This is a genomic window from Tabrizicola sp. T74, from assembly GCF_057219935.1.
The window spans coordinates 399,493-425,605 of sequence record NZ_JBXVVT010000005.1 but is presented as its reverse complement, the minus strand read 5'-3'; the positions used below and the strand labels follow the sequence as shown (position 1 = coordinate 425,605).

Here is a 26,113-nt window from a genome sequence, read left to right as displayed (position 1 = left end):
ATCGACGAGCAGACCCTCAGCGCACCTGCACCTGCACCCGGTCCGACCGCCCTTCGGCGTCGATCACGCTCAGCGTCACGAAGCCCGCTCCCGGCATCGCCAGCATCGCCTCGCGTGCGTCAAGGCCAACCACCACCGGCACACCGTCGGCCAGCCAGGTGAAGGGCGCCGTCCCGCCCGCGACTTTCACCTTCAGACCCGAGGCCAGCAGTTCCACCTCGGCCCCATCGGGGGGGAAGGCCACGGCGGGAGCGTCCGGCTCTGCCTCGAACACGGCGGACCGTGACCGGAACCGCTGCAAGGGCTGCGGCAGTTCGGCATTGGCGACCAGCAAGGTCGAGGCCGGGGCAGGGGGCTGCGGGTCAAGCTTGCCCTTCAGGCGGTTGAAGGCCTGGAACAGCACCGGGGCTGCCACATCGGCCCCGAAGGCTCCCGGCACCGGGGTGCCATCCGCCCGACCCATCCAGACCCCGATCACATGCGTCCCGTCATAGCCGATGGCCCAGGCATCCCGGTGGCCGTAGGAGGTCCCGGTCTTGTAGGCGAGCCGGTTCGACGGTGCCCCCGGCGGTGGCGCAAGGCCCGCCAGGATGTCGCCGACCTGCCAGGCCGCAACGTCCGACACCACCCGTTGCCCTTCCGCCCAAGCGCTGTCCTGCCGCCAGACCAAAGGCCGCGCCACGCCCCCCCGCGCCAATGTTGCGTAAAGCTGCACCATGTCGGACAGGCTGACGCCCACACCCCCCAGCGCGATGGCGAGGCCCGGCTGGTCGCCGGGGAACACGGGCTTCATCCCGGCCTTCTCCATCGCCGAGATCAGCCGCGCTGGTCCCATCGCATCGGTCAGCTCCACCACCGGGATGTTCCGCGACAGCTGCAGGGCCTCGCGCATCCGGATCGTACCCATGTAGAGCTTGTCGAAGTTCTGCGGCGCATAGGTGCCGAAGGCCATCGGCTTGTCGTCGATCATCGTCTCGGGGTGGCCCAGCCCCTCGTCGAAGGCCAAGGCATAGACCAGCGGCTTAAGCGTCGAGCCCGGGGACCGCAGCGCCTGGGTCATGTCGACGAACCCCTGTCGAAGGTCGGCCTGATACCCCGCCGAGCCGACGCTGGCCAGGACCTCCCCCGAGGCATGGTCCGCCACCAGTATCGCCACCTGCAACCGGTCCCCCCGGCCCTCCACCGCCTCCAGCGCCAGCGCCTCCAGCTTCTTCTGCAGGTCGCGGTCGAGGGTCAAATGGTGCGCCCCCGCCTGCGGCTGATCCGCCCGCGCGCGGTCGGCCAGATGGGGGGCAAAGGCCGGGAAGGGCTTCCTGAGGCCCGGCACCGCCTCGCGCAAGGCAGCCTCGGCCTCCTCGGGGTCAAGGACGCCTTCCCCCACCGCCCGCGCCAACACCCGGTTCCGCGCGGCTTCCGCACGGTCGGCGGCGCGGTCCGGGCGGCGGGTTTCGGGCGATTGCGGGATCGCCACGAGGAGCGCCGCCTCTGCGGGCGTCAGGCGGTAGGGTTCCTTGCCGAAATAGCTGATCGAGGCCGCCCGGACGCCTTCCAGGTTCCCCCCGAACGGCGCGAGGTGCAGGTAAAGCTGCAGGATCTGGTCCTTCGACAGCCGCCGCTCCAGCGCCAAGGCAACCCGCATCTGCCGCAGCTTGCCGCCGACCTCGCCGGTCGTGCCTTCCTCAAGAAGGCGGGCCACCTGCATGGTCAGGGTCGAGCCCCCCGAGACGACGCGACCGTTCCACACGGCCTGAAGCACCGCCCGGGTCATGGACCGCGTGTCCACCCCTGAATGCTGGTAGAACCGCTTGTCCTCATAGGCCAAGAGCATCCGCAGATAACCCTGGTCCACCTTGTCGGGCGGCAGTGCCAGGCGCCAACGGCCATCGGCCACCGTGTAGGCGCGCAGCAGATCGCCATCGCGGTCCAGGACCTCGACCGACATCTCCACCGCCAGGGGTGGCAGGATGGTCGCGTCGATCCAGGCATCGAACCGGTCGCGGCCCAAGGCGGCAAGCCAGAGGCCGAGGGCAAGGACAATGAACCAGCGTGCGCGGATCATGACGGGCCGCTCCTCGAGCACTTCGTGCACTCCTCGCTTGGCGCCCCTCCGACGAGTGCCCGAAGGGCTCGAGGAGGTTTACCCCGCGCCCCCGCAAGACAACGGAGGCGCGACTGCTTTCGCCCGTGGGTCACTTGACGACCGTCACCTCACCCGTCTCGCTTCTGGCCCGGAAGTCCGGCCGGTACATGTCCTCGACGCTTGCCGCAGGGTGGTGGAAGGTGCCGGGGCTCACCGCCCGCACCACGTAAGCCAGCTTGAAAGGCTGGTCCGACGACCAGTCGACCGCCGTCAGGAAGCGGTCCTGCCGGAACTCCGAATGCTGGACGTCCTGCAGCGTATCCAGCCACGACAGCTCGGACGTGGACCCCGCCGACATCAGGTTCGGGTTGTCGATCTCGAACCCTGCCGGCAGCGGATCGCTGACCATCAGCCGCGCCTCGCCGTAACTGAACGGAGTCACCTCCAGCACCACCACCAGCCGCGTCCCCGCCGCCACGTTCTCTAGCGCCACCGGTTCACCGGCCATGGTGAAATAGCTCCGCGTGATCGCATAGCCGTTGCCACCCGCCGGTTCGGGTTCCGAGGGCACGCCATAGGTGGTGACCGTCACCGTCGTATCCGGCCCGTCGTTCTTCACCACCACCGGCACCACCGACCCCGCGTCCATCACCCGCACCAGCGGGCCGTCCGCAGGCTTGCCGTCGATCGTCACCCCCTGCACGTCGGGCCGGTCGATCAGAGCATTGGCCGCCAGCAGCGTCCAGGTCGTCTCTTGCGTGGAAAGGTTCCCACCCCGCCGCGCCAGCCGATCCGTCAGCGCCTCGCGGTCGACCGCATTCGACCCCGCCTCCACCGCCAACGTCAGCAAGGCCGCCGCATCGCGGTACTGGGTGCCATAATCCACCCGCCAGACCTGCCCCTGCTCAGGCGCCTCGGCCTCCATCTTCGTCACGGCCTTGCGGAACATCGCATCCGCCCGCGCCTGGTCGCCGTAGGACGCCAGCGCCGCCCCCAACTGACCCATCGCGAGCGGGGTCGCGAAGTCGTCGCCCTTCACGTCCGCATAGTAGCGCAGGTCGCCAATCGCCGCCGCGCCTTCCCGCGCCAGCACCATCAGCGCATAGGCCAGCGCCTCGCCGCCGCCATTGGTTTCAGCCGAGAAATCAGGCGCGTAGTTCACCTGATTCCGCAGGTTCGCCAGCGCCGACTTGAACGCCACGTCCGGCACCGCGTAGCCCTGTGCCTTGGCCCGGCTCAGGAAGTCGGTGACGAAGGCATCCAGCCAGAAGTCGCCCTCGCCCGGACCCCAAAGCCCGAAGCCACCGGTCGAGGACTGATTGGCCAGGATCTCGACAATGGCCTCGTTGATCCGGCCCTGCAGCGCATCATCGCCGTCAAGATCCATCACCCGCGCCACTTCATCGAAGTACAGAAGCGGCAGCGCCCGGCTGGTCATCTGCTCGGTGCAGCCATAGGGATACCGGTCCAAGGCCGCCAGAAGGCCCGGAGCGTTCAGCCGCGCCAGGGGACCTATGGCCATCGTGGCCTTGCCTGACCCCGGCACCAACCCGGCAAAGACGTTCTCGTCGAAGGTGAAGGTCTGGCCGCTCGCAAGTTCCAACCGGCTGATCTTCGCGACCTCCGGATCGTTCACCTGCACCGGGATGGTCAGCGTCTTCTTCAGCACCTTGCCGTCCGGCGTCGTCAGCGAAATGTCGATGGTATCCACCCCGACATCCCCCGCCGTCACCGGCACCTCGAACACCGCCTTGGCCTTGTCACCAAGGTCAAAGCCCGAAGGCACCTCGCCCAGCGTTAGCCCGTTTGCAGTCACGTCCAGGCTCATCCGGCCCGACGGCCCGGTGGCATGGACGATCTCCAGCAAGAGCCGCGAGGTATCGCCCGGCGACAGGAAGCGCGGCACCGAAGCCGTCACCACCACCGGATCGCGCACCAGCACGTCGGCAGATGCCTGCCCGACCCCGGTCTTCGACCAGGCCACGGCCATCACCTTCACCGTCCCGTTGAAGCTGGGCAGGTCAAAGGTCGCCCGCGCATAGCCATCCGCGCCCACTTCCACCGGGCCGGTGAAATAGGCCACCAGTTGCTCTGTGGGCGGAGGCGCCTGCAACCGCGCCTGCGCGCCCGCATCACCGCCCGAGCGGACCTCACCCGTGGCACCGTTCAGCCCGTCGATCAGCCGGCCATAGATGTCACGGATGCCGACGCCCAGCCGCCGTTGGCCGAAGTAGTGGGCCTGCGGGTCCGGCGCCTCGAACCCCGTCAGGTTCAGGATGCCGACATCTACAGCGGCGATGGTGACATAGGCCGTCTCGCCTGCCGCCACCCCTTCCACCGTCACCGCGACGTCCAGTGGCCCACGCGGAGCCGCCTCTGCCGCCATCTCCACCGTCGCCTTCAGCGCCCGCGCGCCCGGGTCGATGCTGGCATGCGTCAGCCCCAGCGCCCGCGCCGGGTTCCGACCCGCCGCCACATCCATCGGCCGCAGGACCGAGGCCGTCACATAGACCCCCGCGCCCCATTCGTCTGTGACAGGAAGCTGGATGAGGTTCTCACCCTCCTTCACTTCCACCGCCTGCATGGCGACCAGCCGGTTCGACAGCACCGTCACCAGCGCCGTCCCCGCCGCGCGCGGCACGATCCGCAAGGTCGCGGTGTCGCCCGGCTTGTAGGCCGGTTTGTCCAGCGACAGTTCCAGCGTGTCCGGCGTGGCCGAGGCGTCCGCCGGCGCATACCAGCCCGCCCAGAACTCCATCGAGGTCGCGGCCTTCCCGCCATCCGCCGCCGTCACCAGAACCTCATAGGTCCCCCAGGTCACGTCCGCCGACACCTCGACCGGAGCGGTGCCCAAAGTCGCCTCGCCCTCGGCCACCACCTCGCGGCTGACCACCGGCTCCCAGCTCCAGTTGCCGTAGCTTTGGTACCACTGGTAGTCGTATTGCACGCGGGAGACGGTCCACTTGACCGGCAGTGCGACCGCTGTCTCGCCCTGCACGGCGAGAAGCTGGAACCGCGCCGCGCTGCCTTCGCCGACCACCCCGTCGAACAACGGCTTCACCCCGATCATCGGTTCTGCCGAAGTGACCGCCTTCGTCACCTGCCGCTCTACCGGACGGCCCGAGCCTTCGGCGACGCGGATCGTCACGCGGGCCTCCAGCGGGCGGTGCGGGTCCTCGATCACCGGCAGGAAGACCGGGATCGTGGCGTTCCCCGCCTCATCCGTCTCGCCCCCGTTCAAGGCTTCCATCACCGCGTTGAACGGCTGGTCATGCCGCCCGAAGACATAGCTGGGGAATGCCTCCAGACCCTCGGCGGCCCGCAACAGGACCTCGCCCTCGATGGCAAGCCCCGCGCCGGGGGCACCGAACAGATACTTCGCCGCCACTGTCAGATCGACCGCCGAATCCTGCCCGACGAGCAAGGGCGCATCGGCCAGCGTCAGGTCGAAGTCGATCCGTTCCGGCAGGAAATCCTCGACTAGGAAGGTCTTGGACGCCAGGGCCGGGGCCTCCAGATCGGCGAACATCTCCAGCCGCCAGACCCCGCGCGGGGCCGCGCCCGCGATGGGCAGGCTGAACACATGCCCGCCCGCGCCAAAGTCATCGACCTGCTGGCGCGAATACTCGACGCCATCGGGCCGCTTCAGCACCGCCGTCAGCGGCAGGCCTTCAACCGCCGCCTGCTCTGCATCGCGGGCCAAGGCCGTCACATAGACTGTCTCGCCCGCGCGGTAGGCCCCACGGTCGGTCGTGACGAACACATCCACCGGCGGAGCCGCCTCGCGCCCCTCGACGCCACGGTCCGACAGGTCGAACTCCGGATCGGTCAGCGACAGGAAAGCGATGTCCTGATCCGACTCCTTCACCACCACCATCGCCGGGGCCGAGCCCCCCGTCCCCCGCGTCAGGCCCGCATCGAACCGCGCATAGCCCTGGTCATCCGTGGTGGCCTTGCCCAGAACCGTATTGGCGCGGTTCAGCAGCTCCACCGTCACGCCGGGCTTGGCCCCCGCCGTCCCCAAGGAGCGGACGAACACATGCAGCCCGTCCACCCCCGACATCGTGGTGACGCCCAGGTCCGAGATCACGAACCACTGCCACGCGGGGGGGATATTGTAGGGGTCCACCCCCGGCACCGCTGCCTTCAGCGCGTAGATGCCCGCAGGCAGGCCCTGCAGCGCCTCGCCCATCGGCAGTCGGGTGGTGACGTCCTTGTTCACCTCCTGGCCCACCGTCGCGGACCCCGTCCACAGGCTTTCGCCCACGGTGTCGGCAAAGTATTCCTCGGAATAGACGTTGATCGGCGCGCCGAAATAGTAGTCCTGGATTGACCGCAGCAGGTTCCGGTCGGTCACCCGGTACAGCTCCAGGTCCAGCTTCTCGGTGTTCACCGTCTGCACCGGCAGCGCGGGATCACCCGCCTTCGGCAGCACATAGCCGCGTCCCGGGAACTTCACCCCCGGCGCGCGGTCGCGGATGTACTGGCTGATCTCCACCGACTTCGCCATCGCCTGCCCATCCGCCGCCGGAAGCCCCTCGCGGAAGGTCACACTGTAGCGCTTGCCATGCTCCATCCCCGCCACGCAGAGCTGCCGCCAGCCGCCGTTTTCAACGGTCAGGCCGGGGTCCTTCAGCTGGACGAAGGTGGAATAGTCGACGCCCGAGGCCACCAGGTCCTCAGAGAAGGTCACGCAGACCCGCGGAAGCGCCAGGTCGGACTGAACCAGCGTCTCGACGATCCGGAAGCCGTACTTCCCGATCGCATCTTCCAGAAGCGCCGCCGTATCCGTCCGCTCTTGCAGGGACTGCGCCAGCCGCAGGGCCTGCACCGTGTCGCGCCCCCGCCCGTTCCGTTCCAGCACTTCGGCCATCGTCACCAGTATCGTGTGCCGGAGCGCCGGATTTTCCGCGCGCAGATAGCCGTTGATCGACGACAGGAAAGCCTGGTTGAAGAAATACCCCGACTGATTGCTGTCCGCGATCCCCGCCTGCAGCTGCCGCCGCGCGAACTCGCCCCAGGTCGCCGCATCGTCGGTCAGGTTCAGGGCCGCCCCGGTGAAGGCCGCGGCCTCGCCCCAACTGCCCCGCCCCTCGGCCTCGACCGCCGCGGCCAGATGCTCTTCGGCAGTCCAGGGGCCCGTCGTGTGCTGCCGCCCGAGCCCCAGCGCCTGGTCGAAGGCGGGCTGGATGTCCCAGTCGGCCAGGAAGGCCAACTCGCCCCGCCGCGCGGTGGCGGCCTCGCGTACCCCGGCATCCGCCTCGATCACATAGGCCGAATAGGCGCCCGCAAAGAACTCGCCCGCGCCGGGGCCGTTCTTGATGAAACAGGACGCGTTTCGCGTGTTGAACACATAGGCCGTCGCACGCGCGTTGGTCAGCGCCGCCCGCTCGCAGGCTTCGATCGTTGTGTCAAACACGCTGGCGATGTCACCGCCCGGAAGGTCCTGGTCCTGGGTCACGACGAATCGCCGCTCGGGAATCAGGTCCTGCGCCGCCGCCAGTCCGGCGCTTCCCACGAATAGCGCTGCCAGCGCCACTTTCAGAAACCAACGCATCGAAAATGCCTCCCTGACCGATTGGCCCAACCGCTTGAACCGACTGTCGCATGGCCCGCCCGGCACAGGCAAGCGGGCGAACTGCGTCGGCGTTAAGCCTTGGTTCATCTTGAGTTGCGAGGCTAGTCGCGAAAACCGGATGTGCGGGTCCCCCCGGCATCGGATCGGGCAAGAAGTGTCGGCTGGGATAGAATGGACTTAACCGAACGGCTGGTCAGGGAACGGCGGGCGCGGCTTGCGGCCGAACGCCTGCTTGACCAGAAAAGCCGTGAGCTTTTTGCCGCCAACGAAAAGCTGGCGATCCATGCCCGTGCGCTGTCCGACCAGATCGTCGAACAGCGCATGGTGGTGAAGTCCGCGCTGACCGAAGCCGAACTCCTCAAGCACCAGAACACCCGCTTTGTCGAAGACCTCGACCGCGCCCATACGGCGGCGGTGATGGCGGAACGCAGGCTTTGGGACGCGATCAACACGATCCGCGACGGGTTTGCGGTCTTCGACCCGCAGCTGAAGCTTGCCACCGCGAATGAGGCCTGCCTGGCCTGGTTCGTCGGCCATCCGGTGGCCCCCGGCATCGCCTATGCCGACATGGTCGACTACATGGCCCGCAACATTCTCGACCTCGGCGAAGAGACGGCTGAGGATTTCACCGCGCGCATGCGCGCGCGGATCGAATCCGACCCGATCGAGCCTGTCACGCTCAAGCTGAAGACCGGCACCTGGATCAAGCTCCAGGACCGCCGCGCCAACGATGGTGGCCTGGTGACGCTGGCCATCGACATCACCGATCAGATGCGCATCTGGGCCGCCATCGATGTGCTGCCCGATGCCTTTGTCCTTTTCGACCGGGAGGAACGTCTCTTGACCTGCAACAAGCGCTACCGCGAAATGTTTCCCGACAGCGCCCCGCTGATCCAGCCGGGCGCCAGCTTCGAGGACCTCTTGCGCAACGGCCTGAAGAACGGCCATGTCCCCGAGGCCGTCGGGCGTGAGGAAGACTGGCTTTCCGACCGGCTGGCCCGGTTCCGCGCGGCCGACAGCGTGGCCGAGAATGTGCTTGCGAACGGCCGGGTGATCCTTGAATCCGATCACGTGACCCCGGATGGCGGCCGGGTCGGCCTGCGGACCGACATCACCGCGATCCGCGATCAGCAGGACCAGCTTGAAGCCGCCCGCAAGGCGGCCGAGGCCGCAAGCCGCGCCAAGTCGGCGTTCCTGGCCAACATGTCCCACGAAATCCGCACGCCGATGAACGGCGTCGTCGGCATGGCCGAGCTTCTGTGTGAAACCGCGCTGAATGAGGAACAGCGCCTGTTTGCCGAAACCATCCGTTCGTCCGGTGAGGCGCTTCTGGTCATCATCAACGACATCCTCGACTATTCGAAGATCGAGGCGGAACGGCTGACCCTGCGCCCCGAGCCTTTCGACCTGGAACGCACGATCCACGAAGTCACGATGCTTCTGCAGCCCAGCGCGCGGGAAAAGGGGCTCGATCTGATGATCGACTTCGACATGTTCCTGCCCACCCGCTTTGTCGGCGACCCGGGCCGTCTGCGCCAGGTGCTGACCAACCTGATCGGCAATGCGGTGAAATTCACCGAAACCGGCCATGTCCTGACCCGCGTGGTCGGCCTCGATGCGGCCGACGGCAACCAGACCCTGCATGTGACGGTCGAAGACACCGGCATCGGCATCGCGCCAGAGTATCTCGATCACATCTTCGGCGAGTTCAACCAGGTCGAGGATGAGCAGAACCGCAAGTTCAAGGGTACCGGCCTTGGCCTTGCCATCACCCGGCGGCTCATCGAACACATGGGCGGTGCGGTCTGGGTCGACAGCGAGGCGGGCCATGGTTCCTGCTTCGGTTTCCGCGTGACGCTGCCGGTGGCGGAAGAGTCCGGTCCGGTCCAGATTCCGGTCAAGGTCAGGCGTGTCATCGCGGTGGATGACCAATTCATCAACCGCACCATCCTGGAACGCCAGCTGACGCCCTGCGGGATCGAGGTGACGGTCTGCCGGTCCGGTGCCGAAGTGCTGGAAAAGCTGGCCCAGGACCCGAACTACGATGTCGTGCTGACCGACCATCTGATGCCGGAAATGGACGGGCTGCAGCTTCTCGACAACATCCGTGTCGCGGGCCACACGCTGCCGGTCATGCTTCTGACTTCGAACCCCACCGGCCTTGGCAACCTGACCCAGGATTTCGTTGCCGTGCTGCAAAAGCCGATCCTGCGGTCGGACCTGTACCGGCATCTGCAGGCGCTGTCCGTTCCCGATGCGACCCCAACGCCCGAAGCAGCGCCGGTTGCTGCAGCCGACCTGCGCCAGATGCGGGTCCTTGCGGCCGAGGACAACAAGACGAACCAGCTCGTCTTCCAGAAGATGGTGCGCGACATGGACATCGACCTGCGCTTTGCCGACAACGGGCGCATCGCGGTCGAGATGTTCCAGGACTTCAAGCCCGACCTGATCTTCATGGACATCTCGATGCCGGAAATGGACGGCAAGGAAGCCGCCCGCACGATCCGCGCGCTGGGATCGCAGGTTCCGATCGTGGCGATGACGGCGCATGCGATGCAGGGCGATGAAGAGGCGATCCTGGCGGCGGGCATCGACCGGTACCTCACGAAACCCCTGCCCAAGACCGCCATCGAAGGCGCGCTCTGCGAATTCTGCCCCCCCGGCGCCCGTTCGCCGGTTGCCGCACAGGCCGTCAACGCGGCGTGACCAGCAATGCCCCGGTGCAGCGCGGCGCAATCACCGGCGGTCCTCCGACCATGGGACCGCCGGGCCGCTGGCCGGCGTCGGGTTCCGCGTTCGCGGGGCGTGGCCGTCGATCAAAGGGTACTGTGTCTGGCGCGGGCAGGGCACCTGGCCTGACCTGTGCAGGCAGTCGACACCACTTAGGAGGTCCTTGCCAAATCCTTAACGAAAAAACTTAAGTATTTGATCTAATTTTATTTCTACAGTTTGTCCACCGTGGACAGAATTCTCACTCGTCCCGCAGGACCGCCAGGAAAGCCTCGCCGAACCGCTCCACCTTCAGCTCTCCCATCCCCTGGATGGCCTGCAGCTGACCCAGGGTCGAAGGTCGCCGCTCGGCGATGGCCCGCAGGGTGGAATGGGTGCAGGTCAGGTACTTCCCCGTCCCGTCTTCGCCCCGTGCCAGCTGAAGCTGGACCTCCGCCAGCCGGTCGAACAGCGCCCCCTCGGGCCGCCCGACCAGCTTCATCCGCGCCGGATGCAACCCCTCAGCCGCGCCGGTGATGACCTCCAGGAAGGCCGACCCGTAGCTTTCCAGCTTCTTCGCCCCCACTCCGGTGATCCCTGCCATCTTGTCCAGCGTCGCGGGCTTCCGCTCCGCCATCTCGATCAGCGTCTTGTCCGGGAAGACCACATAGGCCGGCACATTCTGCGCCTCGGCCAGCGCCCGCCGTTTCGCCTTCAAGAGGGCCAGGAGACCCGCATCCTCCTCCGCCACCTGGGCCCGCACCACCGGCTCCCGCTCTCCCGCCGCCACGACCGTATCCCGCCGCAGGGTCACCGAGGCCTCCCCCCGCAGCACAGGCCGCGCCGCATCCGTCATTCGCAGCGCGCCGTGGCGGTCGGGGTCGGGGCGGACAAGGTCGCGGCCCATCATCTGGCGGAAGACCGCGCCCCAGGCGGGTTTCGACAGGTCGCGGCCCACTGCGAAAGTGGGCAGCTGGTCATGGCCCTTCTCCCGGACCTTTTCGGTCGCGGTGCCGGTCAGGATATCGATCAGATGCCCCGCCCCGAACCACTCCCCCGTCCGCAGGATCGCGGACAGGGCCTTCCGCACCGCCTCGGTCGCGTCGAAAAGCTGCGCCGGCCGGTCGCAGAGGTCGCAGTTCCCGCAAGGCTCCGCCGCCTCGCCGAAATAGCCCAGCAAGACCTGCCGCCGACAGCCCAAGGCCTCGGCCAACCCGAGGAGAGCATTCAGCCGCGCATGATCTGCCGCCTTCCGGTCAGGCGGGGCTGCCCCTTCGTCGATCTGTGACCGTCGCAGGCGGATGTCGTCGGGTCCGTACAGTGTCATCGTCTCGGCGGGCGAGCCGTCCCGCCCCGCGCGGCCGATTTCCTGATAGTAGCCCTCGATCGACTTCGGCAGGTCGGCATGCGCCACCCAGCGGATGTCCGGCTTGTCGATCCCCATCCCGAAAGCGATGGTCGCCACCACGATCAGCCCGTCCTCGCGCTGAAAGCGGGTCTCGACCTGGCGGCGTTCCTCGGCCTCCATGCCCCCGTGATAGGCCACCGCCCCGTGCCGCGCCTCGCGCAGGGCCTGGGCGAGCGTCTCGGTCTTGGCCCTGGTCGCGCAGTAGACGATCCCGGATTGCCCCCGCCGCGCCCCGGCAAAGCGCAGGATCTGTTCTCTCGGCTTGTCCTTGACCGCGAAGGCCAGATGGATGTTCGGCCGGTCGAACCCGCGCAGAAAGGTGACCGGGGCCTCGCCGTCGAAGAGCCGGGTGACGATCTCGGCCCGCGTCTCCTCGTCCGCCGTGGCAGTGAAGGCCGCCAGCGGCACCCGCAAGGACCGGCGCAGCTCGCCGATCCGCAGGTAGTCCGGGCGGAAGTCGTGCCCCCACTGCGACACGCAATGCGCCTCGTCCACCGCGATCAGGCTGCACTTCGCCCGCCGCAGCAGCGCCAGCGCCCCACCCGAGGCGAGCCGTTCCGGCGCCATGTAGAGAAGCTTGAGCCGCCCGTCATCGACTGCCTGGAAGACCTCCTCGGTCTCCTCCTCGGTGTTGCCCGAGGTCAGCGCCCCCGCCTCGACCCCCGCCGCCCGCAAGGCGCGGACCTGGTCGCGCATCAGCGCGATGAGCGGCGAGATGACCACCGTCACCCCGTCGCGGCAGAGGGCAGGCAGCTGGAAGCACAGGGATTTCCCGCCGCCTGTCGGCATGATCGCCAGAGTGTTGCGACCCTCCAGCACCGATTGAACGATCTCGGCCTGGCCCGGGCGGAAATCGGGGAAGCCGAAGACGGAATGCAGAAGCTCGGCCGCGCGGTTCACGCGAAGTTCCCCCGAGCGTCAGGCGAGGTACGCGATGTTGTTCCGCAGGATGATCTCAAGGGCATAGATCGCGATCAGCACCACCAGCGGCGCCAGATCAAGCCCTCCCATTGTGGGCAGGATGCGGCGGATCGGGCCATAGAGCGGCTCCAAAAGGCGGCTCAGCCCGTACCAGACCTGCTGGACGAAGGGCTGGCGGATGTTCAGCACCTGGAAGCTGATCAGCCAGCTCATGATGAAATGCGCAAACACGAGGAACTTGGCGATGCCGAGGATCAGCATCAGGATCTCGTAGATCGAGTTCATCGGGCCCTCCGTCAGGATTTGGTCAGAGGTAGCGACCGGGGGCCGAAAGGGCAATCCCCACGCAGCGTCAAGCTTGACCTTAGATTAATTCCACGCAAGGCAGGGCACCGAACCGGAGTTAGCCGATGTACCCCTTCCTGCGCATGTTCAAGGAGATGGCACGCGCCAGCCGCATGCCGCCCCTTGGGCTATTTGACACCCATGTCAGCCACCACCGCTGCTGGCCCTGGGACCTTGACCCCTGGGTGGAGCTGAACAACGGGCGTACGCTGACGCTGTACGACCTGGGCCGGTTGCCCCTGGGGGCGCGGACGGGTCTGCACCGGGTGCTCAAGGCGAAAGGCTGGGGAATGACGGTGGCGGGGTCCTCGGTGCGCTACCGGCGGCGGGTGACGATGTTCTCACGCCTGACGACCTACAGCCGGTGCCTGGGCTGGGACGAGCGGTTCCTTTACACCGAGCAGTCGATGTGGACGGGCGAGGACTGCGCCTCGCAGGTCCTGATCCGGTCGGCCATCGTGGGCAGCACGAACGGCGCGCGGACCGGGATCGTGCCGCCCTCGGAATTGGCGGTGGCGCTGGGGGCCGCGCCCGAAAGCCCCGCGCTGCCCGACTGGGTCAAGGCCTGGATCGCCGCCGAGGCCGTGCGCCCTTGGCCGCCGCAACGCTGACATCGCTCGTCGTTCGTCTTCGACTTCTCCTCGCACAAGACCATGACGGGCGATGAGTGCCGAAGGCACGCGAAGAGCCTTCCCTTGCGCCGCGCCGCGTTTCCGGGTTCACTTGCCGAAAAAACAGGGGGCAGGCATGGTCAGCGCGAAGAAACGCATCTGGGGCTGGTACTTTTTCGACTGGGCAAGCCAGCCCTACAACACGCTGCTTCTGACCTTCATCTTCGGCCCCTACTTTGCCGAGATCGCCCGTGGCTACTACATGGGCACCGGCCTTGACGAAGAGGCCGCCAAGGCCGCCGCGCAGGCCTATTGGGGCTGGGGGCTGGCCGTAGCGTCCTTTACCATCGCCGTCCTTGCCCCGATCCTTGGGGCGATTGCCGATGGCACCGGAAGGCGCCTGGTCTGGGTCTGGGTGTTTTCGCTCTTCTACGTCGTTGGGTCCTTCGGGCTCTGGTGGGTTGCACCCGGGGGGACCGAGGGGATGCTGTTCTGGGCGGTCTGCCTGTTCGGAATCGGTTTCATCGGGATGGAATTCGCCACGATCTTCACCAACGCGCTGATGCCGTCGCTGACGCAGGCCGACGATCTTGGGGCGATTTCCGGCTCGGGCTTTGCCTTTGGCTACCTTGGCGGCCTTCTGGCGCTGATCATCATGCTGCTGTTCTTTGCCGAAGGGGCCGACAGCGGACTGACGCTGCTGGGCACGCCGCCCTTGTTCGGGCTTGATCCCGAAGCGCGCGAGGGGACGCGCCTTGTCGGTCCCTTCACTGCGATCTGGTTTGCAGTCTTCATGATCCCGTTCTTCCTGTGGGTGAAGGAACCGCACACCGACCGCCGCCCGCTGCACCTTGGACGAGCCTTCGCCAGTCTGCGTGACCTGATCCGGTCCTTGCGCTTTCGGAAAAGCCTGTCCGCCTATCTTGCCTCGTCGCTGTTCTACCGTGACGCGCTGAACGCGCTTTATGGCTTTGGCGGGGTCTATGCCTCGGGTGTCCTGGGATGGTCGATCATCCAGATCGGCATCTTCGGCATCGTCGGCGCTGTGACGGCCATGGTTGCGGCCTTCATCGGCGGGCGGGCCGACCGGGCCTTCGGGCCGAAGCCGGTCATCATGGTCTCGATCGTCGTCCTGATCTTCGTCTGCCTTATCATTGTCGGGATGAGCCGCGAAAGCGTGTGGGGCATCGGGATGGACCCGGCCTCGGGGCTTCCTGACCAGATCTTCTTTGCCTGCGGGGCGCTGATTGGAGCGGCGGGGGGCGCGCTGCAGGCGGCCAGCCGCACGATGATGGCGCGCCACACCACCCCTGACCGCGCGACCGAGGCGTTCGGGCTCTTCGCCCTGTCCGGCAAGGTGGCAAGCTTCATGTCCCCGGCCCTGATCGCGCTGGTGACGACAATCAGCGGATCGCAGCGGATCGGCATTGCTCCTCTGGTTGTGTTGTTCCTGATCGGGCTGGTTCTGCTAACCTTCGTCAAACCCAAAGGCGAGTTGCCCGCATGACCGTGATCCGCGCGCTGTGTCTGTCCTTGCTACTGGCCGCACCCGCCCAGGCCGAAAAGCTTGCCAACAAGCTCTTCGGCGCGATGGCGGCCCCGTCGAACCAGGACTCGATGCCCATCGGCAGCTATGCGCGCGGTTGCGGGGCGGGGCTCGTCGAACTGCCGGAAACCGGCCCGACCTGGCAGGCCATGCGTCTGTCGCGCAACCGCAACTTCGGCCAGCCCGAGATGGTACAGTTCCTGATGGACCTCTCGGCCACAGCGCGGGACATCGGCTTTGGCCGGGGGCTCTATATCGGCGACATCAGCCAGCCGCGTGGCGGGCCGATGACATCCGGGCATGCCAGCCACCAGATCGGCCTCGACGCGGACATCTGGATGCTGCCGCCCCGCAGCCTGAACCTGTCCGAGGCAGAGCGGGAGGAGATCAGCTCGATCCCCGTCCGGTCCGCCGACCAGCGATCAGTCACTGAAAACTGGACCCGCACGCACCGTGAGCTTCTGAAGGCGGCGGCCAGTGACCCCCGCGTGGATCGCATTTTCGTCGCGGCAGCGGTCAAGATCGAGATGTGCAAGACCGCCAAGCGCGCTGACCGGAAATGGCTGCAGAAGATCCGCCCCGTTGCGGGTCATGACACGCATTTCCACGTCCGACTGAAATGCCCCCAAGGCGCGCGGCTGTGCGAGACGCAGACACCTTCGGTGGACGAGCTGTCGAAGGGCGGCGATGGCTGCGACGAGACGCTGATGTGGTGGGTGACCGATTACCTCGATCCGCCGAAATCCGACGGCAAGAAGCCCAAGGACGAGGACGCACCGCGAAAGAAGGGCCCGCGCGAATTCACGATGGCCGACCTGCCGAAGCAGTGCAAAGGCGTGCTTGCGGCGGATTGACAGGAGACGGGGGCAGGTATACGCCCCCCTTGCCCCGGGTGACGGGGCCAAGTCTCCGCGACCTTGTCAAAACGGATATGACCCATGCGCAGCCTGATCCCTGGCGTTCTCGCCATGACGGCGATTGTCGTCGCCTCGAACATCCTTGTCCAATACCCGCTGGGTGCCTTCCTGACCTGGGGGGCGCTGACCTATCCCTTTGCCTTCCTGGTGACCGACCTGACCAACCGCCTGCAGGGCCCAGCCGCTGCCCGCCAGGTCGTGCTGGCCGGCTTTGCCGTCGGGATCGTCTGTTCCTTCATCGGAACGCAGATCATGGGAGAGTTCGGCCCCCTGGTGACGTTCCGCATCGCGCTGGGCTCGGGCCTTGCGTTCCTTTGCGCCCAGCTTCTGGACATCGCGGTCTTCAACCGTCTGCGGCAGGGCAGCTGGTGGAAGGCGCCGCTGGTGTCGACGCTGTTCTCCTCGACACTGGACACGGCGATCTTCTTTACCGTGGCCTTTTCGGCGGCCCTGACCGCGCTGGAACCGGCAAACGACGTCTCCTGGGCCACCGCGCCTGCCGCCCTTTTGGGCATGGGACCCGAGGCCCCGTTCTGGGTCTCGCTGGCGGTTGGTGACTGGCTGGTAAAGCTTCTGCTGGCTCTGGTGGCATTGTTGCCGTTTCGATTGGCAGTTGCGAAGCTCGGCGCAAAGGTTGCGTGATTTGTTTTGACAAACACAAAATCTGTGTCACGCTTTCCTTATCGGCAACCATTTTGAAAGGAGGTGATCCAGTGTCTAGAGTGATATTGGAGAGAGGTGTCGGGACAGTCGGGAGGAGTATTTTCTAAGGGCAGCCCCTGGAAAATAGACCACCGATTGGATTTGGATGCCCTAACTGGCCCATCTCCTTGGATCTCGGAAAGGGTTGCCCGAACAAGGCAGCCCTTTCTCTATTTCGAACCGTCGCATAGCCTGCCGAAATGCTGCATGTCACCGAAACCCTGACCATCGCCGAATGGGAATTGTCCGAAAGCTTCATGCGGGCATCGGGTCCTGGGGGGCAGAACGTCAACAAGGTCTCGACCGCGGTCGAGCTGCGGTTCGAGGCCGAGCGGTCCCCGCATCTGGCCCCCGGAGTGAAGGCGCGGTTGAAGAAACTCGCCGGGCGGCGCTGGACGACGGAAGGGGCCATCGTTCTGCAGGTCGATGAAACCCGCAGCCAGGCCCGCAACCGCGACATCGCGCGGGAACGGCTGGTGGAACTGATCCGCGCGGCCCTAGTCGCGCCGAAGCGGCGGATCGCGACGAAGCCCACGCTTGGCAGCCAGCGCCGTCGGGTTGCCGCCAAGACCCAGCGGGGCGAGGTCAAGGCGCTGCGCGGCCGCGTGAGCGACGAGGAATGACCCCAGCCGATCAGGCCGCCGCGCTGTGGGACGGGCAGGTCGTGCGCCTCTTGCGCGACCGCGAGAACCATGTCCTGGAAATGACCACCCCGCAGGGTCGCGCCGCCCTGCGCCTGCATCGCGCGGGCTACCAGTCGGCCGCCGCGATCCGGTCAGAGCTTTGGTGGTGCGCCGAACTGGCCCGGGCGGGCCTGCCGGTGCCCGCGGCCCTGCCGACGCGAGACGGCGATCTTCTGGCGGCCTTGCCGGACGGCCGCCACGCCTCGGCCATCGCCTGGATGGAGGGTGAGGCGCTGGGTGAGGCCGCCAAGCCCTTTGCCCTGCCGTTGCCGCAGGTGCTGGATGCCTACCATGCGCTTGGGCGCCTTCTGGCCCGCGTGCACCGCACGACGGACGTCCTGACCCTGCCCGACGGCTTTACCCGCCCGCGCTGGGACCTGGACGGTCTGGTCGGGGACAATCCGCTCTGGGGCCGGTTCTGGGAGCATCCCGTGGCCACCCCCGACCAGCGCGCCATGCTGATCCGCTCGCGTGACGCGCTGCGCGAGCGGCTGGCAGGTGAAATCGGCCTGATCCATGCCGATGTCCTGCGCGAGAACGTGTTGGTGAACGGTCGTTCGGTTTGCCTGATCGACTTCGACGATTCCGGCTTTGGCTTCCGCCTGCACGACCTGGGGACCGCCCTGGTGCAGACCTATGCCCACCCCGAACAGCCGCAGATCCGCGCGGCCCTGATGGCGGGTTATGGCACGGCCGACGAAGACATGGTCAAGGCTTTCACCCTGGCCCGGTCACTGTCCTCCGTCGGCTGGACCATGCCGCGCCTGCAACCCGACGATCCCGTGCATCAAAGCCACCTTGCCCGCGCAACGACCCTGGCCGATGAGGTGCTGGGTAGATCAGGCCGAACCGCGAGACGGTGAAATCGAACGACCGCTAGGGAACAAGGGCGGGACGATCTGTCAAACGACGACCTCCATCACCTTCTGCTGACCGACCCCGAAGACGCGCTTGTAGCGTTCGATTTCGTCTTTCGGCCCCATCGCCTTGGCCGGGTTGTCCGACAGCTTGACCGTCGGCCGCCCGTTTGCGGACAGTGCCTTGCAGACCAGGCTGAACGGCGCCAGCGCGTCATCGCCGACCAGGCCGCGGAAGTCGTTCGTCAGCATCGTGCCCCAGCCGAACGAGACCTTCACCCTACCCTGGAACCGGGTGTACAGCTCTTCGATCTTCTCGACGTCGAGGCCATCTGAGAAGATCACCAGCTTCTTCGTCGGGTCCTCGCCGCGCTCCTGCCACCAGCGGATCGCCGTCTCCGCCCCCGTGGCCGGATCGCCGGAGTCAATGCGGATACCGGTCCAGCCCGCCAGCCAGTCGGGGGCATTCTTCAGGAAACCTTCCGTCCCATAGGTATCGGGCAGGATGATGCGCAGGTTACCTTCATGCTCTTCCTGCCAGTCGGCCAGAACCGTGTAGGGGGCTTTGCGAAGCTCGGCATCCGTGTCCGCCAAGGCACTGTAAACCATCGGCAATTCATGCGCATTGGTCCCGATGGCCTCGACGTCGCGGTTCTTTGCGATCAGGCAGTTCGAGGTGCCGATGAACTTGGACCCTAGCCCCTCCTGCATCGCCTGCACTGCCCAGTCCTGCCAGAGGAACCCGTGGCGCCGCCGGGTGCCGAAATCGGCGATCCGCAGGCCATCGATCTGGCGCAGCCGTTCGATCTTTTCCCAAAGGCGGGTCATGGCGCGGGCGTACAACACCTGCAGCTCGAACTTGCCCATGTCGTTCAGGACGGCGCGGCTGCGCAGCTCCATCAGCACGGCCAGCGCCGGAATCTCCCATAGCATGACCTCGGGCCAGCGACCCTCGAAGGTCAGCTCGAACTGCCCGTCACGCTTTTCCAGGTGGTAGGCCGGTAGGCGCAGGCCCTCGAACCACTCCATGAAGTCGGATCGGAACATCTGGCGCTTGCCGTAGAAGGTGTTCCCGCGCAGCCAGGTGCTTTCGCCGCGGCTGAGGCTGAGCGACCGCACATGATCCAGCTGTTCGCGAAGCTCTCCCTCATCAATCAGGTCGGCAAGGCGGACCTTGGTGGAGCGGTTGATAAGGCTGAACACAACCGTCGTGTCCGGCTTGTTCCGGAAAATCGACTGGCACATCAAAAGCTTGTAGAAGTCAGTGTCGATCAGCGACCGCACGATCGGGTCGATCTTCCATTTGTGGTTCCAGACCCTGGTCGCGATATCCACCATTTACGCCTCCAGCGCGACGCCCGCCGCGCGCATCTTGTCCCGCGCCTCGGCCAGGCTGCTGTTCAGGTCGATCGCCCGGCACGCGCCTTCCAGCACGGTGGCCTTGAACCCAAGTCGCGCGGCATCCAGAGCGGAATAGGCGACGCAGTAGTCGGTGGCGAGACCGACGAGTGTCACCGAGGTCACCCCGCGGTTCCTAAGATAGCCTTCCAACCCGGTGGGCGTGGTCTGGTCGTTCTCGAAGAAGGCCGAGTAGCTGTCGATCCCGGCGCGAAAGCCTTTGCGGACAACCAGTTGTGCGGGATCGGTCCGAAGGTCCGCGTGGAACTCCGCCCCCTTGGTGCCCTGCACGCAATGCGTGGGCCACAGGACCTGCGGGCCGTATGACCTCGTGGTCAGGCTGAAAGGCGCTGCGCCGGGGTGGTTGGCCGCAAACGAGGCATGGTTCGCCGGATGCCAGTCCTGCGTCAGGACGACCGTCACGAAGTCACCCATCAACCCGTTGATCCGCTCGATAACTTCATCACCCCCTGCCACGGCCAGCGCACCGCCGGGGCAGAAGTCGTTCTGCACGTCGATCACGATCAGCGCGTCGGTTGCGGGTCTCATGGCGGCCTCCTCGTGGTGATCCTCCTTGCGTAAGGGCGGGCCCGGGGTGCGTCAAGCGAAGCGCTTGAAATTCCGACCCCATCGGCGCAAAGGAAGGCCATGCTGACCGTTGCGGCCCTGTATCACTTTACCCGCTTTCCCGACCCCGCCGCCCTGAAGCCGGGGCTTCTGGAGACCTGCGTGGCCCATGGCGTGAAGGGCTCGCTGCTGCTGGCGCCCGAGGGGATCAACGGCACCATCGCAGGCACGCGCGAGGGGATCGATGCGGCTCTGGCGGCGATCCGGGCGCTGCCGGGGTGTGACGGGCTGGAATGGAAGGAAAGCTTCGCGGAGGCCATGCCTTTCGGGCGCATGAAGGTGAAGCTGAAGCGCGAGATCGTGACCATGGGGCAGCCGGATGTGGACCCCCTGGCCCGCGTCGGGAACTACGTCGCAGCCCGCGACTGGAATGCGCTGATTTCGGACCCCGACACCGTGGTGATCGACACGCGGAACGATTACGAGGTCGCCATTGGCACTTTCCGGGGCGCGGTGGACCCCGGGACGAAGGCCTTCGGCGAGTTTCCGGACTGGTGGCAAGAGAACCGCGACCGCTTCGCTGGCAAGCGGATCGCCATGTTCTGCACCGGCGGAATCCGCTGCGAGAAGTCGACGAATTACCTTCTGGGACAAGGGGTTAATCAGGTCTTCCACCTGAAGGGCGGGATCCTGAAGTACCTGGAAGAAGTGCCCGAGCCGGAGAGCCTTTGGCAGGGCCAGTGCTTCGTCTTCGACGACCGGGTTTCGGTCGGGCATGGGCTGGTGCCCGGCGGGCTGGTATCTTGCGGGGCCTGCCGAAGACCGGTGACGGCAGAGGAGCAGGCGGACCCGGTCTACGAGGAGGGCGTCTCTTGCCCAGCCTGCACGGACGAGTATTCCGCTGCCGACCGAGAGCGGTTTCGGGAGCGTCATCGCCAGATGCTGCTTGCGGCCAAACGCGGGACACAACATCTGGGGTTTTCCCCAGAGTAAGGTGGGCGAGTCGCCCACCCTACGTTGCCGTTATGCGGCTTTGTCGGCCAGCATGTCCTGCACCATCGGAATGACCTTTTCGCCGTAAAGCCGGATGCACTCCATCAGGTCGGCATGCGGCACGGGGCCGGTCGAATACTTCATGTCGAAGCGCTGGATGCCCAGGGTCTTCACCGTCCTTGCGATCTTTCGAGCCACCGTCTCCGGGCTGCCAACATAGAGCGCTCCATGGTGGACTTCGTTCAGGTAGCGATCCTTGGTCACCGGGGGCCATCCACGTTCGCGCCCGATGCGGCCGAACATGTCGGCGTAGTGCGGCCAGAGCTTTTCCTGGGCGATCTCGTCCGTCTCCGCGACGAAGCCGGGGGAGTGGACCCCGATGGGGCGCAGGGGTTTCCCAAGTTGCGCACAGGCGCGTTGGTAGAGATCGACGTAAGGGGCAAAGCGGCTGGCGTCGCCGCCGATGATGGCCAGCATCAGCCGCAGGTCCTGGCGGACGACGCGGACGACGCTTTCGGGGCTGCCGCCGACGCCGACCCAGGTGGTCATCGGCTGACCGAGCGGCGGGTAGACGGTCTGGTTGGTCAGCGGACTGCGGGTCTGGCCTACCCATGTGATGCGGGGTTCGCGCAGGAGTTTCGCAAAGATTTCCAGACGTTCCTCGAAGAGCTGGTCATAGTCCTGCAGGTCGTGGCCGAACAGCGGGTAGCTTTCGGTGAAGGACCCGCGGCCCAGGATCGGCTCGGCCCGACCGTTGGACAGCGCGTTGAGCGTCGAAAACCGCTGGAAGACGCGGACGGGGTCGTCGGTCGACAGGACCGTGACGGCAGTGCCAAGCTTGATGCGATGGGTCCGCCCGGCGATGGCAGCCAACACGATTTCCGGCGCAGAGATCGCGAAATCGGCGCGGTGGTGTTCGCCGAGGCCGATGAAATCAATGCCGATCTCGTCGGCAAGCGTGGCCTGGTCCAGCACTTCGCGCAAGGTGACGTCCATCGGTTGCGGCTTCCCGTCCGGGCCGTGGGTGACATCGCCGAAAGTGTCGAGGCCAAGGGAAATGGCGGTCATGCGTATGCTCCTTTGCGGCCAAGGTAGGGGTTGGCCCGCCATTATGGAATGCGGATTTCGAGAGAGCCGCAGTTCAGGCCTGCACCCCTCGCGGACTGGCACGTTACCTTTGACCCGCGAATCAAGGAGACCGCCATGACCTCACCCGAAAAGCTTGCCATTCAGATGGGGCTGGATATCCCCGACTTTGACCGAGACGGCTATTACGGCGCGGACTACGGGACGATGAAGCCCTATCACCGGGTGGGGAGCCTGTTGTTCCTGTCCGGCCATGTGGCGCAGGTGGGGGCAGAGGTCACGCACAAGGGGCGGCTTGGCGCGGATGTCAGCGTCGAAGCGGGCTATCAGGCCGCACGGCGGACGGGGCTGAACGTTCTGGGGGGCATCCGGCAGGCGGTGGGGTCGCTCGACCGGGTGAAGGGGATCGTCCGCAGCCTGAACTTCGTCGTCTGCACGCCCGAGTTCGAGGAGGTGCACAAGGTGTCATCTGGCCTGTCCGACTTGTTCGTCGAGGTGTTCGGGCCCGAGCGGGGCCTGGGCGGTCGCGCGACGATCGGGGTGATGGCGCTGGCAAATGGGGTCTGTTTCGAGACCTGGGTCACGGTCGAGGTGGAGTGACGGCTCCTCGTTGCGGCTGCGCCTTCTCGTCGCGAGCGCCTGTCTGACTGGTGCGCCCGGTGACTGCCCCCGGGGCGCTGCCCCGGACCCCGGAGTATTTGCAACATGGGCAAATCAGGGGGTCGGTTCGGTTTGCACCGCCGGTGCGGGCCGGTGGGCGAAAATGGCGCGGAGGCGGGCGAGGCGGGCGAGCCAGCGCTGACGACGCGTGAGGCGCAGGGTTTCCAGATGCTCGGCCCGGTGGTGGGCATGCGGGTCATCGCGCCGGGTGGCGGCGCGGAGGAGGTCGAGGTTGACGCCGTGCATGGCTTACGTCCCGTCTGCGGATCATGCTTCAAAAGTGCCATGAAACGTGGAACAATTCGAATCAGGAAAATCCATGGAACGTAAGCTCAGATTACATGTTGCGCTGGCGTGATCTTCCGTCCTTGTCTCTGCTGCGGGCCTTTGACGCGACCGCGCGGCATGGTGGCTTCACCGGCGCGGGGCGGGCCCTGAACGTGACGCATGCCGCGGTGACCCAGGCAGTGCGGGCGCTTGAGGCAGAGTTGGGCGTGTCCCTTGTGCGCCGTGCGGGCCGGACGGTTGGGCTGACCGAAGCCGGGGAACGGCTGGCGCGCAGCCTGAACGAGGGGTTCGGGACGATCGCGGGAGGGCTTGCCGAGTTGCGCCAGGCCGAGGCGCGGCGGGTCCTGCGGGTCGCGACGACGACCTTCATCGCCGAAACCCACATGCTGCCACGCCTGGCCGAATTCTGGGCCAAGCATCCCGGGATCGAAGTGGCGATGACGCCGGGTCCGGCCTCGGTCGATCTGGGGCGCGAGGGCTTTGACATGGCGATCCGGGTGCTGGAGCCGGGCTGGGTCGAACCGGAAGGGCTGGAGGTCCGGCGGCTGGTCCAGACGCCGTTGCTTGCCACCTGCGCGCCGGCATTGGCGGGACGCGATCCGCTTGAGATCCCCTGGCTGGACGGTCCGGGCACGGCCTGGGACCGGGAGCAGTTGCGGAAAGCCGGCATCGACCCGGACGCCCTGCGCAAGGTGCAGTTCGGCAGCCCCCATCTGGAGATGTCGGCAGCGCGGCAGGGTCTGGGCGCGATGCTGGCAACCGAGATCATCTGCCGGGCCGATCTTGCGGCGGGGCGGCTGGTGGTTCTGCCGGTGCACGGCTTGCCGGTCGTGGATTACGTCGCGGTCATGCCGCGCGGGCCGAGGCGCCAGGCGGTCGAGGTCTTTGCCGAGTGGCTGGCGTCGATCTTCTAGGCGATCCGACTTAGGCCTTGTCGCGGACGACCAGGTGGTTGCCTTCGCCCTTTTGCACATCGAAGCGGCCGGTGCGTTTCAGAAGGTCGGACAGGCGCGCGCTGCCGTAGCTGCGGCTGTCGAAGTCGGGATAAAGCTGGGTCAGGACCTGGCCGAGCTGGCCGAGGGAGTAGGTGTCCTCCTCGATCCCGATCTTCTTCATCGCGGCCAGCACCAGGGGGATGGCCTTGGACGGCGGGTCCTTTTCGGCCTTTGCGGGGGCGGGCTTTGCCGGGGTGGGGGCATCGGCGGCTTCCGGCGTGGCGGCGAGGTTTTCCAGGAAGAGAAAGCGGTTGCAGACGTTCCGCAAGGATTCCGGCGTCTTCTTTTCGCCCACGCCGATGACCTGCAACCCGTCTTCGCGGATGCGCGAGGCGAGGCGGGTGAAGTCGCTGTCCGACGACACCAGCACGAAGCCGTCCACCTTGCCCGCGTGCAGGATGTCCATCGCGTCGATCACCAGGCCGATGTCGCTGGCATTCTTGCCCTTGGTGTTGGCGGATTGCTGGTGCATGACGAGGCCCAGGCTGCGGGCCTTTTCCTTCCATTGTGTCAGGGCCGAGGAGGACCAGTCGCCATAGACGCGGCGGACCGACGGCTCACCCAGCCCGGCGATTTCGTCCAGCACCGCCTCGATGTGGCGGGCGGGGATGTTGTCGGCGTCGATCAGGACGGCGAGGCGCGGGGTGCGGCTGTCGGGCATGGGGGCTCCTGCGGGTTGCCCCTTTGTCGCCGAGCCGGGGCCGCAAGGAAAGCGCAATCGGTCGGTTGACTTGTCGCGGGTGCCGGGCAACATCGCGGCGGTCAGTGTGGGGCGGGCGGATGATCGGTGGATTGCAGATGTTGCGCGGGGTGGCCGCGACGCTGGTTGTCCTGTTCCATCTGCAGGCCGCGGCAGTGTTCGAAGGCCATGACCCGGGGATCCTCGCGTGGTTCAAGGGCGGCGAGTTCGGTGTTGACGTCTTCTTCGTCCTGTCGGGCTTCGTGATCTTTCATGCCGTGCAGGGGCGGCAGGACCGGGGAGCGGGCTGGTTTCTGCGCCAGCGCTTCTGGCGGATCGTGCCGCCTTACTGGGCGGTACTGGCGCTGACGCTCTTGGCGATGGCCGCGCTGGCGGTGCTGCGCGGGGACTGGTCGGAATGGCCCACGGCCACGCGGATCGTGATTTCGGGCCTGCTTCTGCCGCTGCCGGATCAGGTAATGGCCGTGGCCTGGACCCTCACGGTCGAGGGAATGTTCTACCTGCTGTTCGCGGCCACCTTCTTCCGCTTTGGGGCACGTGGAGCGGTCATTGCGCTGGTCGTCTGGGCGCTGGTCACGCAACTCTTGCTGCTTGCGCCGTACAGCCTGCCCGACTGGATGGGGCTGATCCTGTACTCTGGGGTGATCGAGTTCCTTTTTGGCGGGCTGATCGCGCTGGCCCATACGGCAGGCTGGCGGAGGGGGGCGGTTCCGGCGGTAATTGTCGGCAGTCTGGGGCTGGCTGCGGTGGTGGCAGGGATCGTACCAGCCGATTGGGGCCGGGAATGGGTGGCGGGCCTGCCCTCGGCCTTGCTGGTCTATGGGCTCGCGGTCGGGAACTGGCGGGTGCCGCAGTGGACGCTGGTCTGGGGCGAGGCGTCGTATCTTCTTTATCTTGTCCACCTCCTGGTCTTTTCCATCGCGGGCACGCTCCTGCGGATGGCCGGGATCGAGCCCTATGGCTCGCTGGCAGCGATGCTTGGACTTGGGGCGCTGTCGATTGCGGTGTCGGTGGCTGGCACGGTCTGGGTGGAACGGCCCTATCGTACCTGGACCAAGGGGCGCTGAGG

The 26,113-nt window shown here is 66.5% G+C and carries 20 protein-coding genes; 11 read left to right on the top strand and 9 right to left on the bottom strand.

What is annotated here, in order from left to right:
• Positions 1-16: 16 nt before the first annotated feature.
• On the bottom strand, positions 17-2,059 hold the full coding sequence (gene pbpC, locus AC2EAL_RS16945; RefSeq protein WP_484725406.1) for a penicillin-binding protein 1C: 2,043 nt from the start codon (positions 2,057-2,059) through the stop codon (positions 17-19).
• A gap of 130 nt (positions 2,060-2,189) precedes the next feature.
• Positions 2,190-7,637: an alpha-2-macroglobulin family protein gene (locus AC2EAL_RS16940; protein WP_484725405.1), complete on the bottom strand. Its 5,448-nt coding sequence runs from the start codon at positions 7,635-7,637 to the stop codon at positions 2,190-2,192.
• A gap of 192 nt (positions 7,638-7,829) precedes the next feature.
• Between AC2EAL_RS16940 and AC2EAL_RS16935 the strand changes: the two genes are divergently transcribed.
• Positions 7,830-10,364 (top strand): hybrid sensor histidine kinase/response regulator, encoded by a 2,535-nt coding sequence (locus tag AC2EAL_RS16935; protein WP_484725404.1) that lies wholly within the window; start codon positions 7,830-7,832, stop codon positions 10,362-10,364.
• A 265-nt stretch (positions 10,365-10,629) separates the two neighbouring features.
• Here AC2EAL_RS16935 and recQ read toward each other — a convergent pair whose 3' ends face one another.
• Both recQ and AC2EAL_RS16925 read right to left on the bottom strand, forming a co-directional pair.
• A complete protein-coding gene (gene recQ, locus AC2EAL_RS16930) occupies positions 10,630-12,675 on the bottom strand; it encodes a DNA helicase RecQ (RefSeq protein WP_484725403.1) in 2,046 nt (681 codons plus the stop codon).
• A gap of 18 nt (positions 12,676-12,693) precedes the next feature.
• Positions 12,694-12,981 carry a YggT family protein gene (locus AC2EAL_RS16925; RefSeq protein WP_484725402.1) on the bottom strand — a complete coding sequence of 96 codons (288 nt, stop codon included), beginning with the start codon at positions 12,979-12,981 and terminating at the stop codon, positions 12,694-12,696.
• A gap of 125 nt (positions 12,982-13,106) precedes the next feature.
• Between AC2EAL_RS16925 and AC2EAL_RS16920 the strand changes: the two genes are divergently transcribed.
• The 6 genes from AC2EAL_RS16920 (at position 13,107) to AC2EAL_RS16895 (ending at position 18,363) form a co-directional block, all read left to right on the top strand.
• Positions 13,107-13,652 carry a thioesterase family protein gene (locus AC2EAL_RS16920; RefSeq protein WP_484725401.1) on the top strand — a complete coding sequence of 182 codons (546 nt, stop codon included), beginning with the start codon at positions 13,107-13,109 and terminating at the stop codon, positions 13,650-13,652.
• A gap of 136 nt (positions 13,653-13,788) precedes the next feature.
• The gene (locus AC2EAL_RS16915; protein ID WP_484725400.1) at positions 13,789-15,159 is read left to right on the top strand and encodes an MFS transporter; all 1,371 of its coding nucleotides are present in this window, start codon (positions 13,789-13,791) and stop codon (positions 15,157-15,159) included.
• On the top strand, positions 15,156-16,052 hold the full coding sequence (mepA, locus tag AC2EAL_RS16910; RefSeq protein ID WP_484725399.1) for a penicillin-insensitive murein endopeptidase: 897 nt from the start codon (positions 15,156-15,158) through the stop codon (positions 16,050-16,052). The genes AC2EAL_RS16915 and mepA overlap by 4 nt, the downstream gene beginning before the upstream one ends.
• Positions 16,053-16,136: 84 nt before the next feature.
• Positions 16,137-16,757, top strand: coding sequence for a queuosine precursor transporter (locus AC2EAL_RS16905; protein ID WP_484725398.1), 621 nt, complete (start codon positions 16,137-16,139; stop codon positions 16,755-16,757).
• Positions 16,758-17,017: 260 nt separating this feature from the next.
• Positions 17,018-17,440 (top strand): alternative ribosome rescue aminoacyl-tRNA hydrolase ArfB, encoded by a 423-nt coding sequence (arfB, locus tag AC2EAL_RS16900; protein WP_484725397.1) that lies wholly within the window; start codon positions 17,018-17,020, stop codon positions 17,438-17,440.
• A complete protein-coding gene (locus tag AC2EAL_RS16895; protein ID WP_484725396.1) occupies positions 17,437-18,363 on the top strand; it encodes a phosphotransferase enzyme family protein in 927 nt (308 codons plus the stop codon). Before arfB ends, AC2EAL_RS16895 begins: the two co-directional genes overlap by 4 nt.
• Before the next feature lie 39 nt (positions 18,364-18,402).
• Here AC2EAL_RS16895 and pncB read toward each other — a convergent pair whose 3' ends face one another.
• Together pncB and pncA are read right to left on the bottom strand one after the other, a co-directional pair.
• Positions 18,403-19,695, bottom strand: a complete 1,293-nt coding sequence (gene pncB, locus AC2EAL_RS16890) for a nicotinate phosphoribosyltransferase (RefSeq protein WP_484725395.1) — start codon at positions 19,693-19,695, stop codon at positions 18,403-18,405.
• Positions 19,696-20,304: a bifunctional nicotinamidase/pyrazinamidase gene (pncA, locus tag AC2EAL_RS16885; RefSeq protein WP_484725394.1), complete on the bottom strand. Its 609-nt coding sequence runs from the start codon at positions 20,302-20,304 to the stop codon at positions 19,696-19,698.
• Positions 20,305-20,403: 99 nt separating this feature from the next.
• Between pncA and trhO the strand changes: the two genes are divergently transcribed.
• Positions 20,404-21,315 carry an oxygen-dependent tRNA uridine(34) hydroxylase TrhO gene (gene trhO / locus AC2EAL_RS16880; protein WP_484725393.1) on the top strand — a complete coding sequence of 304 codons (912 nt, stop codon included), beginning with the start codon at positions 20,404-20,406 and terminating at the stop codon, positions 21,313-21,315.
• A 30-nt stretch (positions 21,316-21,345) separates the two neighbouring features.
• Here trhO and AC2EAL_RS16875 read toward each other — a convergent pair whose 3' ends face one another.
• A complete protein-coding gene (locus AC2EAL_RS16875; protein ID WP_484725392.1) occupies positions 21,346-22,383 on the bottom strand; it encodes an LLM class flavin-dependent oxidoreductase in 1,038 nt (345 codons plus the stop codon).
• Between the two features lie 135 nt (positions 22,384-22,518).
• Between AC2EAL_RS16875 and AC2EAL_RS16870 the strand changes: the two genes are divergently transcribed.
• Entirely contained in the window at positions 22,519-23,001 is a 483-nt protein-coding gene (locus tag AC2EAL_RS16870; protein WP_484725391.1) for a RidA family protein, read from the top strand.
• 114 nt (positions 23,002-23,115) lie between these two features.
• Here AC2EAL_RS16870 and AC2EAL_RS16865 read toward each other — a convergent pair whose 3' ends face one another.
• Positions 23,116-23,307 (bottom strand): hypothetical protein, encoded by a 192-nt coding sequence (locus tag AC2EAL_RS16865; protein WP_484725390.1) that lies wholly within the window; start codon positions 23,305-23,307, stop codon positions 23,116-23,118.
• 95 nt (positions 23,308-23,402) lie between these two features.
• On the opposite strand from AC2EAL_RS16865, the gene AC2EAL_RS16860 reads away from it, so the two are divergent.
• Positions 23,403-24,263, top strand: coding sequence for a LysR substrate-binding domain-containing protein (locus AC2EAL_RS16860; RefSeq protein WP_484725389.1), 861 nt, complete (start codon positions 23,403-23,405; stop codon positions 24,261-24,263).
• A 10-nt stretch (positions 24,264-24,273) separates the two neighbouring features.
• Here AC2EAL_RS16860 and AC2EAL_RS16855 read toward each other — a convergent pair whose 3' ends face one another.
• Positions 24,274-25,005 (bottom strand): NYN domain-containing protein, encoded by a 732-nt coding sequence (locus AC2EAL_RS16855; protein WP_484725388.1) that lies wholly within the window; start codon positions 25,003-25,005, stop codon positions 24,274-24,276.
• A gap of 119 nt (positions 25,006-25,124) precedes the next feature.
• Here AC2EAL_RS16855 and AC2EAL_RS16850 point away from each other — a divergent pair, with 119 nt between their 5' ends.
• Complete coding sequence (locus AC2EAL_RS16850; RefSeq protein WP_484725387.1) at positions 25,125-26,111, top strand: acyltransferase family protein; 987 nt, start codon at positions 25,125-25,127, stop codon at positions 26,109-26,111.
• The last annotated feature ends 2 nt before the right edge of the window (positions 26,112-26,113 follow it).